The organism is Algicella marina (genome assembly GCF_009931615.1).
Classification (GTDB): Bacteria; Pseudomonadota; Alphaproteobacteria; order Rhodobacterales; family Rhodobacteraceae; genus Algicella; species Algicella marina.
The window spans coordinates 1,293,359-1,308,294 of sequence record NZ_CP046620.1; the positions used below are offsets into that span (position 1 = coordinate 1,293,359).

General features: G+C 58.3%; 14 protein-coding genes. 5 read left to right on the forward strand and 9 right to left on the reverse strand.

Annotation, left to right across the window (positions count from 1 at the left end; all coding sequences use genetic code 11):
- Position 1: 1 nt before the first annotated feature.
- From GO499_RS06420 to GO499_RS06435, 4 genes are all read right to left on the reverse strand, one after another.
- Positions 2-1,234: an acyl-CoA dehydrogenase family protein gene (locus GO499_RS06420; RefSeq protein WP_161861426.1), complete on the reverse strand. Its 1,233-nt coding sequence runs from the start codon at positions 1,232-1,234 to the stop codon at positions 2-4.
- A 180-nt stretch (positions 1,235-1,414) separates the two neighbouring features.
- A complete protein-coding gene (gene rpsI, locus GO499_RS06425) occupies positions 1,415-1,912 on the reverse strand; it encodes a 30S ribosomal protein S9 (RefSeq protein WP_161861427.1) in 498 nt (165 codons plus the stop codon).
- Between the two features lie 2 nt (positions 1,913-1,914).
- Entirely contained in the window at positions 1,915-2,379 is a 465-nt protein-coding gene (gene rplM / locus GO499_RS06430) for a 50S ribosomal protein L13 (RefSeq protein ID WP_161861428.1), read from the reverse strand.
- 144 nt (positions 2,380-2,523) lie between these two features.
- Entirely contained in the window at positions 2,524-2,946 is a 423-nt protein-coding gene (locus GO499_RS06435; RefSeq protein WP_161861429.1) for a PaaI family thioesterase, read from the reverse strand.
- Positions 2,947-3,016: 70 nt separating this feature from the next.
- Here GO499_RS06435 and GO499_RS06440 point away from each other — a divergent pair, with 70 nt between their 5' ends.
- Entirely contained in the window at positions 3,017-3,799 is a 783-nt protein-coding gene (locus GO499_RS06440) for an enoyl-CoA hydratase (protein ID WP_161861430.1), read from the forward strand.
- 5 nt (positions 3,800-3,804) lie between these two features.
- On the opposite strand, the gene ctaA is transcribed toward GO499_RS06440, so the two are convergent.
- Together ctaA and GO499_RS06450 are read right to left on the reverse strand one after the other, a co-directional pair.
- Positions 3,805-4,938: a heme A synthase gene (gene ctaA / locus GO499_RS06445; RefSeq protein WP_161861431.1), complete on the reverse strand. Its 1,134-nt coding sequence runs from the start codon at positions 4,936-4,938 to the stop codon at positions 3,805-3,807.
- A 57-nt stretch (positions 4,939-4,995) separates the two neighbouring features.
- The gene (locus GO499_RS06450) at positions 4,996-5,763 is read right to left on the reverse strand and encodes an RNA methyltransferase (RefSeq protein ID WP_161861432.1); all 768 of its coding nucleotides are present in this window, start codon (positions 5,761-5,763) and stop codon (positions 4,996-4,998) included.
- Between the two features lie 279 nt (positions 5,764-6,042).
- Here GO499_RS06450 and GO499_RS06455 point away from each other — a divergent pair, with 279 nt between their 5' ends.
- The 3 genes from GO499_RS06455 (at position 6,043) to GO499_RS06465 (ending at position 9,965) form a co-directional block, all read left to right on the forward strand.
- A complete protein-coding gene (locus GO499_RS06455) occupies positions 6,043-7,080 on the forward strand; it encodes a TRAP transporter substrate-binding protein (protein ID WP_161861433.1) in 1,038 nt (345 codons plus the stop codon).
- Positions 7,081-7,245: 165 nt separating this feature from the next.
- A complete protein-coding gene (locus GO499_RS06460) occupies positions 7,246-8,460 on the forward strand; it encodes an NADP-dependent isocitrate dehydrogenase (RefSeq protein WP_161861434.1) in 1,215 nt (404 codons plus the stop codon).
- Positions 8,461-8,534: 74 nt separating this feature from the next.
- A complete protein-coding gene (locus GO499_RS06465) occupies positions 8,535-9,965 on the forward strand; it encodes a bifunctional diguanylate cyclase/phosphodiesterase (RefSeq protein ID WP_161861435.1) in 1,431 nt (476 codons plus the stop codon).
- A 10-nt stretch (positions 9,966-9,975) separates the two neighbouring features.
- Here GO499_RS06465 and GO499_RS06470 read toward each other — a convergent pair whose 3' ends face one another.
- The 3 genes from GO499_RS06470 to recA all read right to left on the reverse strand — a co-directional run bounded on the left by GO499_RS06470 (position 9,976) and on the right by recA (position 14,105).
- A complete protein-coding gene (locus GO499_RS06470) occupies positions 9,976-10,260 on the reverse strand; it encodes a DUF1330 domain-containing protein (protein WP_161861436.1) in 285 nt (94 codons plus the stop codon).
- Positions 10,261-12,918, reverse strand: coding sequence for an alanine--tRNA ligase (alaS, locus tag GO499_RS06475; RefSeq protein ID WP_161861437.1), 2,658 nt, complete (start codon positions 12,916-12,918; stop codon positions 10,261-10,263).
- A gap of 122 nt (positions 12,919-13,040) precedes the next feature.
- A complete protein-coding gene (gene recA, locus GO499_RS06480) occupies positions 13,041-14,105 on the reverse strand; it encodes a recombinase RecA (RefSeq protein ID WP_161861438.1) in 1,065 nt (354 codons plus the stop codon).
- A 182-nt stretch (positions 14,106-14,287) separates the two neighbouring features.
- On the opposite strand from recA, the gene GO499_RS06485 reads away from it, so the two are divergent.
- The gene (locus GO499_RS06485; RefSeq protein ID WP_161861439.1) at positions 14,288-14,923 is read left to right on the forward strand and encodes a hypothetical protein; all 636 of its coding nucleotides are present in this window, start codon (positions 14,288-14,290) and stop codon (positions 14,921-14,923) included.
- Positions 14,924-14,936: the final 13 nt, after the last annotated feature.

Here is a 14,936-nt window from a genome sequence, read left to right on the forward strand (position 1 = left end):
CTTACATTTTTTCGTTCGTGTAGCGGCGCAGTTCCGCCCTTGCGACCTGACGACGATGGACAGCGTCCGGCCCGTCTGCCAAACGCAGGGTTCGCAGATGCGTCCATGAAGCAGCCAGTGGTGTGTCTTGGCTTATGCCCTGCGCTCCGAACATCTGTGCTGCCTCATCGACCACCTTCAATGCTACACGCGGTGCGACCACTTTGATCTGACTGATCCAAGGGGCGGCGGCTCTTGCGTCGCCCTGGTCCATCATCCAGGCGGCCTTCAGGCACAGCAATCGGGCCTGCTCAATTTCCATCCGACATTCCGCAATAATGTCGAAATTCGCACCCAGTTGTGCAATTGGTTTGCCGAACGCCTCCCGAGCGAGGGACCGTTTGCACATGAGGGAGAGAGCAGCCTCGGCGTGGCCGATGGCTCGCATGCAGTGGTGGATTCGCCCTGGTCCGAGCCGCCCCTGTGCGATCTCGAACCCCCTGCCTTCGCCAAGCAGCAAGTTTGCCGCCGGCACGCGCACTTCGGAAAAGCAGATATGCATATGTCCGTGCGGCGCGTCGTCGTGACCGTAGACCTGCATCGGACGTATCTTTTCTAGTCCAGGGGTGTCAGCATCCACAAGGAACATTGAGTGGCGCTTATGTTTCGGTTCCTCATCCGAACCTGTGCGCCCCATTACGATGTAGAGCTTGCAGCGCGGGTCGCCTGCCCCGGTTGCCCACCATTTCTCGCCGTTGAGGACATAGTCGCCACCGTCCTTCCTGCATTCCAGCTTGATATTGGTCGCGTCGGATGAGGCCACATCTGGCTCCGTCATTAGGTAGGCGGACCGTAATTTGCCTTCGAGAAGAGGGCCCAGCCACCGCTCCTTGTGGTCTGCGGAGCCATAGCGCTCGAGCACTTCCATGTTGCCAGTATCGGGGGCATTACAATTGAAAACTTCGGCACCGAGTCTGGTTTTACCCATCTCCTCCGCCAGATAAGCGTACTCTACCGTAGTCAGGCCATAGCCTTTCGTACTGTCTGTAAGCCAGAAATTCCAAAGACCTCGTTCCTTCGCACGGGCTTTGAGGCCTTCAAGTATTTCTGTCATTCTTTCTGTGTAGACGAACCTGTCCCCGGCCTTGCCCACCTCCGCGTGAAATTCTTCATCGAGCGGCTTGATCTCATGCTCAACCATGTTCCGCACGGCTTCCAATAGTGGCCGTACCTTGTCCGTCATGCCGAGATCCATTCTCACCTCCTGTTGCCGCGCCGTTCTCCCGGGCGCTTCCAGCGTTTTGCTAACATGGTCAACAGGAGTGGCGCCAGTCGCATGATTGGACGATGGCACGGTCACAAGTTTGAATAGCGGCCATAAAAAAAGGGCACGCAACCTTTGCATGCCCTTTCGCGATTTTCGGAGAATACAGGTTCAGCGCTTCGAGAACTGGAAGCTCCGACGAGCTTTCCGTTTACCGTATTTCTTCCGCTCGACCACACGGCTGTCGCGTGTCAGGAAGCCAGCGGCCTTCAAGGCTGGGCGCAACGACGGCTCATAAAGTGTGAGGGCCTTGGAAATACCGTGCTTCACGGCACCAGCCTGACCGGAGAGACCTCCGCCCTTGACGGTTGCCATGACATCGAACTCGCCTGCCACGCCAGCGACCGAAAATGCCTGGCCGATAACCATCTGCAAAACGGGCCGCGCAAAATAGTCGTTCATCGGCTTGCCGTTGACCGTAACCTTGCCAGAGCCCGGCTTGATCCAGACACGGGCAACGGCATCTTTCCGTTTTCCGGTTGCGTAGGAGCGGCCGAGCTCATCGCGAACCGGCTCACGGTTGACGGCTTCGGAAACGACCGCTGCAACGTCTGCATCTTCGGAAACTGCGTCTTTCAGACCATCGAGTGTCTTGATGTCTTCGCTCATCTTCATGCGCTCCGTGTATTTTTGGCGTTCATGGATTTTACATCCAGAACTTCAGGCGACTGGGCCTCGTGATTGTGCTCGGTTCCGGCATAAACGCGGAGGTTGGACATCTGCTTGCGGCTCAGCGGCCCTCCGGGGAGCATACGCTCCACGGCTTTCTGGATCACGCGCTCGGGAAAACGACCTTCCAAAAGTTGTCCGGCCGTGCGGGATTTGATCCCACCCGGATGGCCAGTGTGCCAATAGTAGTTCTTGTCGGCCCGCTTGTTGCCGGTCAATTGAACCTTGTCAGCATTGACGACGATCACGTTGTCGCCCATGTCCATGTGAGGCGTGAAGGACGCCTTGTGCTTGCCGCGCAATCGCATGGCGATGATGGAGGCAAGGCGGCCGAGAACGACGCCCTCGGCGTCGATCAGGATCCATTTCTTTTCGATGTCTGCCGGTTTGGCGGTGTAGGTTTTCATTTTGTCGTCCTGAATGTTGAAGGCGCAATTGCGCCGTCCGGATCGGATGCCGGACTTCTAAAGAGTTTCACGGTAACTTCAAGGGCAAATTACACTGAAAAACACATCAAAAACAGGCGTTTATAAATATGGTATTAATATACCTCAACTCCTCGCGCGGGGGATGGAGTAAGTTAGGTTCGCGTGGGCCACTGGTCTGTCGTCCTCCGCTCCGAATATCATGACATCACCGACGGCGAGCGTTCGCCCCAACTTCAGTAGCCGTCCCTCTGCTCTCAGATCATCAGCAGGTGGCTTTCGGAAAAAGTCGATGGAGCAGGAAGTAGTTACTGTCAGCGCTTCCGGACCGATGTGTGCGAGGATAGCCATATAGAAGGTGCAGTCCGCCAAGGTGAACATGGCAGGTCCGGAAACCGTCCCGCCTGGGCGCAAGTTTTCCTCGTCGATCAACATCACCGTGTGGATGCCGCCCGAAAAGAGCTTTGTCGCCCGTATACGACTTCCAATTTGGGGAAACACGTCCAGCAAAAACCGGTGCAACTCTTCGCTCGTCATCTTGATGTCCATTTGTCCCCCTGTACCCACTCCCGTTTTTCTGAGAGGGTTTACTTGTCAGTTCTTGCTTAAGGTTCGCGTTATGGAAAAGCCATTGGTTGTTTGTGACTACGCACCTCCCATTGCCAAACTTACATTGAATTCTCCCGACAATTTCAATGCCTTATCGGAGGCAATGGTTGACAGCCTTACAAAAGTCCTCGGTGAGATAGGTGATCGTAGAGATATCAAAGCAGTGCTCTTGACCGGTGCAGGAAAGGGATTTTGCGCCGGTCACGATCTTCGGGAACTGGACGCCGCGCGTCGGGATCATGAGGACGGTGGACGTGAGTTCTTCGTTCAACTGTTCAACAAGAGCGCCGAAATGATGATTCGTATCATGAAATTGCCGCAACCGGTGATCGCCCTGCCCCACGGCGTTGCTGCGGCTGCTGGATGTCAACTCGTCGCTACCTGCGACCTGGCCGTTGCGGCGTCAGACACGCAGTTCGGCGTAAACGGTGTCAATATAGGACTTTTTTGCTCGACCCCTATGGTGGCGATGAGCAGAACAATGCAACGCAAACCCCTTATGGAGATGCTGCTTACCGGCGAATTTATCGACGGGGAACGCGCCCGCGAAGTCGGCTTGATCAATCGAGTGGTTCCTGCCGACAGGTTGTCGGCCGAGGGGCTTGAACTCGCCACACTGATTGCAAGCAAATCCGATAGTGTCATCTCTGTCGGCAAAGAGGCGTTTTATGCACAAGCCGAGTTACCCTTGGCGGCCGCTTATGAATACACGGCGGAGATCATGGCTGAGAATATGATGCTCCAGGAAACCTCGGCTTCCATTCATGCATTTGCGGCGAAGCCGAAAAACTGAAAGGTCTATGATCTCGCGATCTTCTGGTCCGGCGGGTAGGAGGCCACGAAACGGGCTCGAATGATCGTGACAAACACAGCGACGCCGACGAGTTGATGCAAAAGGCCGAGATACCATGGCGCCGCCATCAATACAGTTGCGATTCCAAACAGAACCTGAAATGCGAGGCCATGCAGGATTGCTCCGTAAGCCTTCCGGATCGCTGTCTGGCCTGACCGGCGCGAAACACGCCAGACCAGAACCGCGAGGACGAGGAAAAGGTAACCCCACATGCGGTGCATGAACTGGACCAAACCGGAATTCTCAAACAAATTCCGCCAGATGGGCTCAAGGTCCCATGCGGTTGCAGGGAAAAACCTGCCGCCCATCAGCGGCCAATCGGTGAAACTGCGGCCTGCGTCTATGCCTGCGACCAGTGCCCCGAGGAGGATCTGGACAAAGCAGACGGCAAGCAGCAGCAGCCCAGAATTCGACAATCGCCTGTCCGAGCGTCGTCTAGCTTGCAGCAGTTCAGCCTCCGTCCGTCTGAGGCGGAGGATGTACCAGGAAATCAGGCCGAGGATTATGAAGGCGAGGCCGAGATGGGTGGCAAGCCGATACGAGGCCACGTCGGTGCGGGCGCCGACCAGACCGGAGGCGACCATCCACCATCCGACGGCACCCTGAAGGCCGCCGAGGCCGCCGAGCAGCAGCAGTCGGCCTGTCCATCCTCTGGGAATCCTGCGGGTAAGCAGGAAGAATAGGAACCCCGCGGCCCACACGAGGCCAATTACCCTGCCCAACTGCCGATGCCCCCACTCCCACCAGTAAATGCGTTTGAAATCTGACAGTTGCATGCCCTGGTTCTGGATCTGGTACTCAGGACTGGCCTGATATTTCTCGAATTCGGATGTCCAGTCGGCTTCGCTTGTCGGAGGGAATGCACCGGTGACTGGGCGCCATTCGGTAATTGACAGGCCACTGTCGGTGAGGCGAGTCAGGCCGCCGACTGCCACCATAAGGACGACGAGGGCGAAAAGAATGAACAGCCATTTGACAACGGCCCCGCGATTGTTTCGCGGATCCTGTTTCGGGCCCTTGGGCGACGCGAATGCGTGGTTTTCACTGACGTCTTCAAAAATGCTTCGGCCGGAGGTCATCTGATCACCTGTGCTTTTGAGCAGGAGCTAGGGCCTTCCCTTTGGCTCGACAAGATGTCATTTTCTCGCAGGGCTTCCGTCGGCCAAGCTGTTGAAAATGCCGTGTAAAGTGCGCACGTCGGCATCCGTCAATTCCAGACGGGATATCAGGTTGCGCAGGTTCTCCCGTTTACTCGCGACTTTTTGATCCGGCCAGAAGTAGCCGGCGGCTTCCAGCCGTGTGTCCAGCTTTTGCAACAGCATCGCGACTTCGTGGGCCTTTGCCGGGGGGGCTTTGCTGTCGGGGTGCGGCAGTGCCGCCTGCGAACTGCGGGACCATTCATAGGCCATCAGTAGAACGCATTGAGCGAGATTAAGGCTGGCAAATGAAGGGTTTACGGGAACGGAGATCAAGGCGCTGGCGGGGACGACGTCTGCATTTTCGAGCCCTGCCCGTTCTGGACCGAACAGAACTCCCACGCGTTCTCCGCGGGCGATCCGGGCGTGGGCATCGGCCATCGCATCCTGCGGCGTAAATACCTTCTTCGTCAGATCACGACTGCGCGCAGTGGTGGCGTAGATGTAGTTGAGATCCGCAATCGCTTCGTCGGTGGTCTCATAAACATTTACGTTATCAATGACTTGCGCAGCGCCCGAAGACATTGCCACGGCGCGCGGGTTGGGCCAGCCATCGCGCGGGTTGGTCAGACGCAGACGGTCGAGACCGAAGTTCCACATGCCGCGGGCTGCCGCACCGATGTTTTCACCCATTTGTGGGCGAACGAGGACGAAGACGGGCCCGGGGCCCTGCCAGCCATCGGCGGCGTTGTGATTGGTTCCGGACATTGTGAGGCGCTTTTCGAAGTATGGATTTGGTATGGTTTCGGTATGGATTTGGTATGGCTTCCTGTTTGCAGAAAATAGCGAGGATTGCAAAGGGCGCGATCATGCGCCGGCATACTATTGAGTACAAACATTCCGGTATTTGCAAGTTGCCCGCAAAAGGCCATGTTGGTAGCAAATAGGTATCGCAATGTGCTCATACGGCGAGTGCAGTACTTCGTTTGGCGCGCGTACTCGTCGCCTCATTTCTGGTAATCACTGCTGAAAAATGGAACAAGAATAATGTCTGGGAAGAAAATCACCCGCCGATCCTTCGTTAGCAAATCTTCCGGCACGTTTGTTGCTGCCACCGGTATTTTTGCGCCGAACATCCTGAGGGCTCAACCGAGGGTGCTTTCAATGTCTTCGTGGCTGCCGCCGACAAGCATCATGGTGCCATTCCTCTTCCAGACCTGGGCCGACGAGGTGCAGCGCGTGACCGAAGGCCGTGTTGAAGTCCAGTTGCTCGACAAGCCGCTTGGCCCTCCGCCGGCACACTTCGATCTGGTAAAATCAGGCAAAGCTGACATCGGCTATGCACTGCACGGCTATTCGGGCGACGACGCATTCGTGCGGGCGCAGATCGGACAGTTGTCTTTCCTCGGTGACGCCTACACGGCCTCACATTCGTTTTCCAAGGTTTACCGCGGTTTCCTCGGTGCGGAGGAAGAGCATGAAGGCGTCAAGCTTCTCGGGGTCTACCAGCACGGTCCGGGTATGTTGATGCTGCGGAACAAGGAAGTGCGCGCGCCGGAGGATTTCGAGGGCCTGCGCATCCGGACTTCGGGCGGCTATATTTCCCAGCTCATGTCTTCTGTCGGCGCGGAAAACGTACCGATGTCACCTCTGCAGGTGAAGGAAGCACTTCTGAATGGCACCATCGACGGGGTGATGTTCCCCTACGAGGGCGGGGACGCCTTCCAGATTACTGAACAGATCACCTCCATTACCGAAGTGCCGGGCGGATTCTACAACGCTTCTTGGTTCCTTGCCATGAGTGAGAACGTGTGGGAAAGCCTGCCGGAGCGGGACCAGGTGCTGATCGACGATCTGTCGCGCGAGATCTGCCACGTGCTGGCGGCCAAAGCCTTCTACATCGCCGATGACGTCGGCATAAAGAAATTCAAGGCGCTGGGAACGGTCGTCAACGAGGCTGACGAGGAACTTCTGGGCTATTTGCGAGGCAAGGCGGATCTGTTCGACGCAGCCTGGGTACAGCGGGTCTCTGAAATGGGCTACGACGGCAAGGAAGCACTGCGGGTCATGCGCGACGCCGTCTGACATCAGGCGGCGTTTACGGTTCGAAAACCAAGCTGGTAGATGAAATAATAGGCCAAATGGCCGGCACGGAGGCGATTTCCCGGCATACATTCGTATGCCGTCTTCTCTCCGTCACCTCTATTGCTTATACCGGGCCTGAAACACGCAACCGAGAGGACAGTGTTCATGACGAAGATCAAGGTGGACAACCCCGTCGTCGATATCGACGGGGATGAAATGACCCGGATCATCTGGCAGATCATCAAGGACAAGCTGATCCTTCCATACCTGGACATTGATCTTGAGTACTACGACCTCGGGATGGAGGAACGAGACCGGACGGACGACCAGATCACGATTGATGCCGCCGAAGCGATCCGCAAACACGGTGTCGGCGTCAAATGTGCCACGATCACGCCGGATGAGGCGCGGGTGGAAGAATTTGGCCTGAAGAAGATGTGGCGCAGCCCGAATGGCACGATCCGCAACATCCTTGGAGGCGTGATCTTCCGTGCGCCGATCGTGTGCCGCAACGTGCCGCGGCTGGTGCCCGGATGGACTGATCCGATCGTTGTCGGCCGCCATGCCTTCGGCGACCAGTATCGCGCCACCGATTTCCTGTTTCCCGAGGAAGGTACGCTGACTTTGAAGTTCGTCGGCAAGTCTGGCGAGGTGATCGAACGCGAGGTCTTCCAGGCGCCCTCCGCCGGTGTGGCGATGGGTATGTATAACCTCGACGACTCGATCTACGATTTCGCGCGTGCATCGCTGAATTACGGGCTGAATATCGGCTGGCCGGTATATCTCTCGACCAAGAACACCATCCTGAAAGCCTATGATGGCCGATTCAAGGACATCTTCCAGAAGGTCTATGAGGAAGAGTTCGAGGAACAGTTCAAGAAACTGGGCATCTGGTATGAACACAGGCTGATCGACGATATGGTGGCCGCCTGCATGAAGTGGAGTGGCAAGTTCGTGTGGGCCTGCAAGAACTACGATGGCGACGTGCAATCCGACACGGTTGCGCAAGGTTTCGGATCACTTGGCCTGATGACCAGCCAGTTGATGACGCCGGACGGCAAGATCGTGGAGGCCGAGGCCGCACACGGGACGGTGACGCGCCACTACCGCCAGCACCAGAAAGGCGAGGCGACCTCCACCAATTCCATTGCATCGATCTATGCATGGACGGGCGGGTTGAAACACCGCGCCAAGCTGGACGGAAACGCGAAACTGAAGGAATTCGCCGAGACGCTTGAACGTGTGGTTGTCGATACCGTTGAGAGCGGCTTCATGACCAAAGACCTGGCGCTGCTGGTCGGACCGGAGCAGAAATGGCTGACGACTGAGGGATTCCTCGACAAGATCGACAGCAACCTGAACAAGGCGCTTGCCGGCTGACAGCCGGACGGTGGTTGTCGGTTTGTTAAAGCTTGATAGCGATAAGTTGCCTGGCAGCGAAAAGCGGGCATCGGATGGTATCGAGCGACGGCAGTCAGGCGAGGCTGAGACAGAAGCATAGCGGCAGGGCGCCGTTTCTGAACGATTACTACGCTTTGCTGGTGGCCAGCCAGACGGCGGACGGAATGGTCGTGTGCGACCGTGACGAAAGGATTGTCTGGAATAATCCATCTTTCGCGCGCCTGATGCAGGCGGATGTGGACGGCGTTGTCGCCAGCCAGATCGGCAGCCTTCTGGGCCGGGAACGACTTGGCGAGGATATGCTCTCCGGTGAGCCGGTAGCTGTGCCTTTGGGTGGTGCATTCCTGGAAATGCGGTGGATGGCGCTGAAGACCACCGCGGATGACACGCCCCTGCACCTCGGCACGTTTCGCCCGTGCCCTCCGCCGGCGAGCGACACGAAGGCCACCGACCGTGAGCAGATTTCGCGGGAAGAAAGGAAATTGCTCAGCCAGACAAGCGGATGGTTCTATGCCGCGAAATCACTGGACGAGTTACTGAAGATTGTCAGCAAATGCATGAAAACGCTGTTTCCGGAAGCCTACGGGCAACTGTACATCTATGCCGATTCCCGCGACGTGCTGGAATTGGCTGGCCACTGGGGGGTTGGGTTCCTCACCGATCATATCGAGCCCGATGATTGCTGGTCGCTCCGACGAGGGCGGGCCTATGCCTATGGCAATAACGACATAGACTTTGCCTGCGTTCACAAAGATGGGGACGACTGCCCTTCCTTCTGCCTGCCGGTGGTGGCGCATGGCGATACGATCGGCATGCTTCATCTGGCATTTCCGGACATCCGCTTGCATAATATAACTCGGGCGGAACTGGCACGCCTGATGGACCCGCGCTGGGACCTCGCCCTGATTTGCGCGGAACAGATCAGCCTCGCGGTCGCGAACGTGCGGCTGCGGCAGGAATTGCAGAACCAATCGGTTCGCGACCAGTTGACCGGGCTGTGGAACCGGCGCTGGTTTCTCGAAACAGCGCAAAAGGAGCTCAACCGGACGATGGCGCGGCGTGGCTCACTTTCGCTTGTCGCGCTCGATGTCGATCACTTCAAGAAATACAATGACAGCCACGGGCATGACGCCGGGGACGCGGTGCTGAAAAGCTTGGGCGCGCTGATGCGCGAACATTTCACCGGTGACGCCTTTGCCTGCCGGGTGGGCGGCGAGGAGTTTTCGATCATCGCGCCGAGCACGGACGCGGAAGCTGCCTTCGACATGGCGGACAGGTTCCGGCGCGAAGTGGCGCGGATGAAGATCCGCAGTGCCGGACGGGAAATGCCCGATGTCACCGTATCCTGCGGTGTCGCCACCGTGCCGGATTGCGGGGATGACCTGGAGACGCTGATGAAAACGGCTGACCTCGCGCTCTACCGGGCCAAGGAGGCGGGGCGCAACTGCGTCGTCAGCCATTCGCAGAGCGAACAGAAGGCATGAGAGTGATTCCTCAGAGGCCTTCAACGATTGTATATTCCCGCTCCGAGGCCGGGAGGCCTAGAGCGAGGGCGGCAGCGTAATCGGAAGAGGCGTAGAACTCTTCCGCCGTTGCCATGTCCGGCCACTGGATGATGACGTTGCGCGAACGCCCCTGCCCTTCTTTCTGCACAGACTTGCCGCCACGGGCGAGGAACACGCCTCCGAACCGAGCTACGGCCGGGCCGGCCAATTCTGCGTATTTCGCGTAGGCGTCGGCGTCATGAACGTCGGCGTGGACGATGGAATAGGCAGCCATTCAAGCCTCCAGTAGTTTTTCGACGGCCCGCACGGCCGCCTCTGCATTTTCGGCGCTTTCGCCGCCGGCCTGGGCCATATCCGGCCGTCCGCCGCCGCCCTTGCCGCCGAGTTCGGCGGCAGCGGTCTTGACGATGTCGACGGCGGAGATCCGACCGGTAAGGTCATCAGTCACGCCGGCGGCAACCGCCGCCTTGCCGCCGGTGTCGGCGATCAGAAGGATGGCACCGGAGCCGAGGCGGCTCTTGTGTTCGTCTATGAGGCCACGAAGGTCCTTGCCGGAAACGCCGGAAAGCGATTGAGCCAGAAACGGCACGCCCCCTACCGTCTTCGCCTCGGCGGCGGGCTTGTCACCACCGCCGGACATCGCAAGTTGACGTCGCAGGTCGCCGAGTTCGTTCTGAAGCGCCTTGCGCTCCTCCAGCAGTGACGAGACGCGGGTGAGAACGTCATCACCCCGAGCCTTCAACGTCTCCTCAATAGACGCCAGTGTCAGATCGCGGCGACGCAGATCGGCGAGCGCGGCCTGACCCGTCATCGCCTCGATCCTGCGGACGCCGGCAGACGAGGCACTTTCCGATGTCAGGGCGAAGAGGCCAATATCGCCGGTGCGGGCGACATGAGTGCCGCCGCAGAGCTCCAGCGAGTAGGTCTGCTTGTCCAAACCCTTTTCGGATCCAGCCATTTTCCCCATGGAAACCACACGGACTTCGTCTCCGTACTTCTCTCCGAACAGGGCCTGCGCACCGATTGCGCGGGCGTCGTCGGGTGTCATGATGCGGGTTGAAACGGCGTCGTTCTGGCGGATGAAGTCGTTGACCTCCTGCTCCACCTGCGCGATCTGGGCCGGTGTCAACGCCTTTGTGTGGCTGAAATCGAAACGCAGACGATCCGGCGCATTGAGGCTGCCGCGCTGAGCCACGTGATCGCCGAGAGCGCGGCGCAGCGCCTCGTGCAAAAGATGTGTGGCCGAGTGGTTCGCTCGAATGGCGCTGCGGCGTTCGTGTTCGACAGTGAGTTGGGCGGCGTCGCCGGTATGAATTTCGCCTTCGACGACTTTGCCGACATGCACGAACAGACCTGCCTTCTTGCGGCAATCACTGACTTCAACCTTGCCTGTGTCCGTGACCAACGTGCCTGTGTCGCCGACCTGACCACCGCTTTCTGCATAGAATGGTGTCTGGTTGAGGGTGATCTCGACCTCTGCGCCGGCAACGACCTTTTTGACCTCCGCGCCACCGGTGACAATACCGGTGATCTGGCCTTCGGCGGTCTCGGTGTCATAACCGAGGAATTCCGTAGGCTCGGTGCGTTCTGCAATGGCGAACCAGATGGCATCGTCGGCGGCGTCTCCGGAGCCGGACCATGCGGCCCGGGCCTTGGCCTTCTGCTCGGCCATGGCGGCATCAAAACCCTCGGTATCGACCTCACGTCCCCTTTCCCGCAAGGCATCCTGCGTGAGGTCTAGGGGAAAGCCGTAGGTGTCATAGAGACGGAAGGCGGTTTCGCCGGGCAACGGCTGGCCCTCGCCCAGTTCCTCCAGTTCAGCGTCGAGCAGCGACAGCCCGCGATCCAGCGTTGCCTTGAAGCGCGTTTCTTCCGAGAGCAGCGTCTCTTCCACCAATGCCTGGGCGTGGCCGAGTTCGGGATAAGCCTGACCCATCTGGCGGACGAGGGTCGGCACGAGGCGGTACATCACCGGATCCTTTGCGCCGAGCAGATGGGCATGACGCATGGCTCGGCGCATGATCCGGCGCAGCACATAGCCGCGACCATCGTTCGAGGGCATCACGCCGTCAGCGATAAGGAAGGAGGTCGAGCGCAAGTGATCGGCGATGACGCGGTGATGCACATTCTGATCGCCGAAAGGATCTACGCCCGTGGCCTGTGCCGAAGCTTCGATCAGGTCGCGCATGACATCGGTATCGTAATTGTCATGGCTGCCCATGAGGGTGGCACCGATACGTTCCAGCCCCATGCCGGTGTCGATCGACGGTTTCGGCAGTGGCTGACGGCTGCCGTCCTCGAACTGCTCGTACTGCATGAAGACGAGGTTCCAGATCTCGATGAACCGGTCTCCGTCTTCCTCCGGGCTGCCGGGAGGACCGCCCCAGATGTGCTCGCCGTGATCGTAGAAGATTTCGGATGAGGGGCCGCAGGGGCCGGTGGGGCCCATCATCCAGAAATTGTCATCGGTGGCGATGCGGATGATACGGCTCTCCGGCACGCCGATCTTCTTCCAGATGGCAGCAGCTTCATCATCGGTATGGTAGACGGTGACGTAGAGTTTGTCCGACGGGATGGCGAGATCCCTGGTAATCAACTCCCACGCCAGCGGGATGGCCGTTTCCTTGAAATAATCGCCAAAGGAAAAGTTGCCGAGCATCTCAAAGAACGTGTGATGACGGGCAGTATAGCCGACGTTGTCGAGATCATTGTGTTTGCCGCCGGCACGCACGCACTTCTGGTTGGATGTGGCGCGGGTGTAGGGGCGGGATTCAAGGCCGGTGAAAACATTCTTGAACGGCACCATACCGGAGTTGACGAACATCAGCGTCGGATCGTTTCGAGGTACGAGCGGCGCGCTTTCGACGATCTCGTGGCCGTTGCGGGCAAAGAAATCGCGGAACGTCGTGCGGATATCGTTCAGGCTCGTCATGCTGTCCTCGGAAACTGCGGCAGGCTACAGGAAAAAGGTGTTATCCCAGCGTTTGGGGCGTGTCCACCAAACAAAAAACCCCGGCGCGGAGGCCGGGGTTCTGCAGTGCTTCGGGCGGAAGATCAGTCGTCTGCGATGACGTCGTCGTCGCCAGACATCGCGAAATCCAAACCATGGGCGGCGCGGATCTTGTCCTCGATCGTCAGGGCGATATCGGGGTTGTCTTTCAGGAAGGTCTTGGCATTCTCACGCCCCTGCCCGATCCGTTCATCGCCGAAAGAATACCAGGAGCCGGATTTTTCAACCACGCCCGCCTTGACGCCAAGGTCAATAAGTTCGCCGCGTTTGGAGATGCCCTCGCCATACATGATGTCGAATTCGACCTGCTTGAACGGCGGCGCGACCTTGTTCTTGACAACCTTGACGCGCGTGGAGTTGCCCACAACTTCTTCCCGATCCTTCAGAGAGCCGATGCGACGGATATCAAGGCGCACGGAAGCATAGAACTTCAGGGCGTTGCCGCCGGATGTCGTCTCCGGTGAGCCGAACATGACACCAATCTTCATGCGGATCTGGTTGATGAAGATGACCATGCAGTTGGAGCGGGAGATGGCACCGGTAAGCTTGCGCATCGCCTGAGACATCAGCCGGGCCTGTGCGCCCACCTGGTGGTCGCCCATGTCGCCCTCAAGTTCGGATTTTGGCGTGAGCGCCGCAACGGAATCCACCACGACCACCGAAACGGCGCCGGAGCGCACAAGCGTTTCGGTGATTTCCAGCGCCTGCTCGCCGGCATCGGGTTGCGAAATCAAGAGATCGTCGAGATTGACGCCCAGTTTCTTGGCATAACTGGGGTCGAGCGCGTGTTCGGCATCAACGAAGGCGCAAACGCCGCCCTTCTTCTGCTCCTCGGCAATCACGTGGAGGGCCAGGGTCGTCTTGCCGGAACTCTCCGGGCCGTAGATTTCGATTATCCGGCCCTTGGGCAGGCCACCGATGCCAAGCGCGATGTCCAACGAGATGGACCCGGTGGAGGTGGCCTCGATATCCATGACCGGGTTGTCCTGGCCAAGACGCATGATCGAGCCCTTGCCGAAGCTGCGTTCGATCTGACTGAGCGCAGATTCGAGCGCCTTTTCCTTATCCATGCCGCGTCTTTCGTTCAAATCCAGGAGGGGAGTGGCCATTTTCGTTCCTCTTATTCCACAAGTTCTTGTGCTCGGCAATCACTGCTCTGTTCGCCTTTTATTCCGCATGAACATGGGATCAAAGCGCGAACATTGCAACTAAAATTTTATTGGTTCACATTCTTCATCGCCGTCCCTTAAGAAGACGTAAATGCCTTTGAGGGAAGGTTCCGGCGCTTCCCGTGCCTGATCTGCGAGGACCGATGATCGTCAATTTTGATGCCCGGCTGGCTTTTATCGCCCAGACGAAATGTGGTTCGACCTCCATTGAGAACGCACTGCGCTGGCATTCGCACATCGCGATGACCGGGCATCCCAAAGTGACACATATGCATATGTTCCAGTATCGACGGTTCATTACCCCGTATCTGGAATTTATTGGCGAAAAGAATGTGGAGACGACCTGCCTGTTTCGGTATCCGACGGATTGGCTGCGGAGTTGGTGGAAATACTTCAGCCAGACGCGGATTACAGGTGAAGGTGCGGATACCGGTCATCTGTCCTTCGAGCAGTTCATCACGGAATATCTCGACGGAGCAGAAAAGCCTTACCTGAATTTCGGCAAGCAGAGCGGGATGTTGCCAGGATATGTCAAGCCGATCGCCATCGATCACCTGTTCCGATATGAGGACATGGGCCGGTTTGTCAGCCTCTGGGAGGAACGGTTGGGCGTTCAGCTGGAGTTGCAACGGCACAACGTTTCACCGGACAGGGACGGACAGGATCTTTCCGCCGCGACCCGTGCACGGCTGGAAGAGGCTCTGGCCGGGGAGTTCGACATCTGGGAAAACCGGACGGTGGGGCACTTGGCCGGCTAGCGCCGTGTGCCGC

Bases quoted from the DNA above. Each gene is read 5' to 3' on its own strand.
- GO499_RS06420 (WP_161861426.1), bottom strand. From the start codon at position 1,234: ATGGATCTCGGCATGACGGACAAGGTACGGCCACTATTGGAAGCCGTG.
- rpsI (WP_161861427.1), bottom strand. From the start codon at position 1,912: ATGAGCGAAGACATCAAGACACTCGATGGTCTGAAAGACGCAGTTTCC.
- rplM (WP_161861428.1), bottom strand. From the start codon at position 2,379: ATGAAAACCTACACCGCCAAACCGGCAGACATCGAAAAGAAATGGATC.
- GO499_RS06435 (WP_161861429.1), bottom strand. From the start codon at position 2,946: ATGGACATCAAGATGACGAGCGAAGAGTTGCACCGGTTTTTGCTGGAC.
- GO499_RS06440 (WP_161861430.1), top strand. From the start codon at position 3,017: ATGGAAAAGCCATTGGTTGTTTGTGACTACGCACCTCCCATTGCCAAA.
- ctaA (WP_161861431.1), bottom strand. From the start codon at position 4,938: ATGACCTCCGGCCGAAGCATTTTTGAAGACGTCAGTGAAAACCACGCA.
- GO499_RS06450 (WP_161861432.1), bottom strand. From the start codon at position 5,763: ATGTCCGGAACCAATCACAACGCCGCCGATGGCTGGCAGGGCCCCGGG.
- GO499_RS06455 (WP_161861433.1), top strand. From the start codon at position 6,043: ATGTCTGGGAAGAAAATCACCCGCCGATCCTTCGTTAGCAAATCTTCC.
- GO499_RS06460 (WP_161861434.1), top strand. From the start codon at position 7,246: ATGACGAAGATCAAGGTGGACAACCCCGTCGTCGATATCGACGGGGAT.
- GO499_RS06465 (WP_161861435.1), top strand. From the start codon at position 8,535: ATGGTATCGAGCGACGGCAGTCAGGCGAGGCTGAGACAGAAGCATAGC.
- GO499_RS06470 (WP_161861436.1), bottom strand. From the start codon at position 10,260: ATGGCTGCCTATTCCATCGTCCACGCCGACGTTCATGACGCCGACGCC.
- alaS (WP_161861437.1), bottom strand. From the start codon at position 12,918: ATGACGAGCCTGAACGATATCCGCACGACGTTCCGCGATTTCTTTGCC.
- recA (WP_161861438.1), bottom strand. From the start codon at position 14,105: ATGGCCACTCCCCTCCTGGATTTGAACGAAAGACGCGGCATGGATAAG.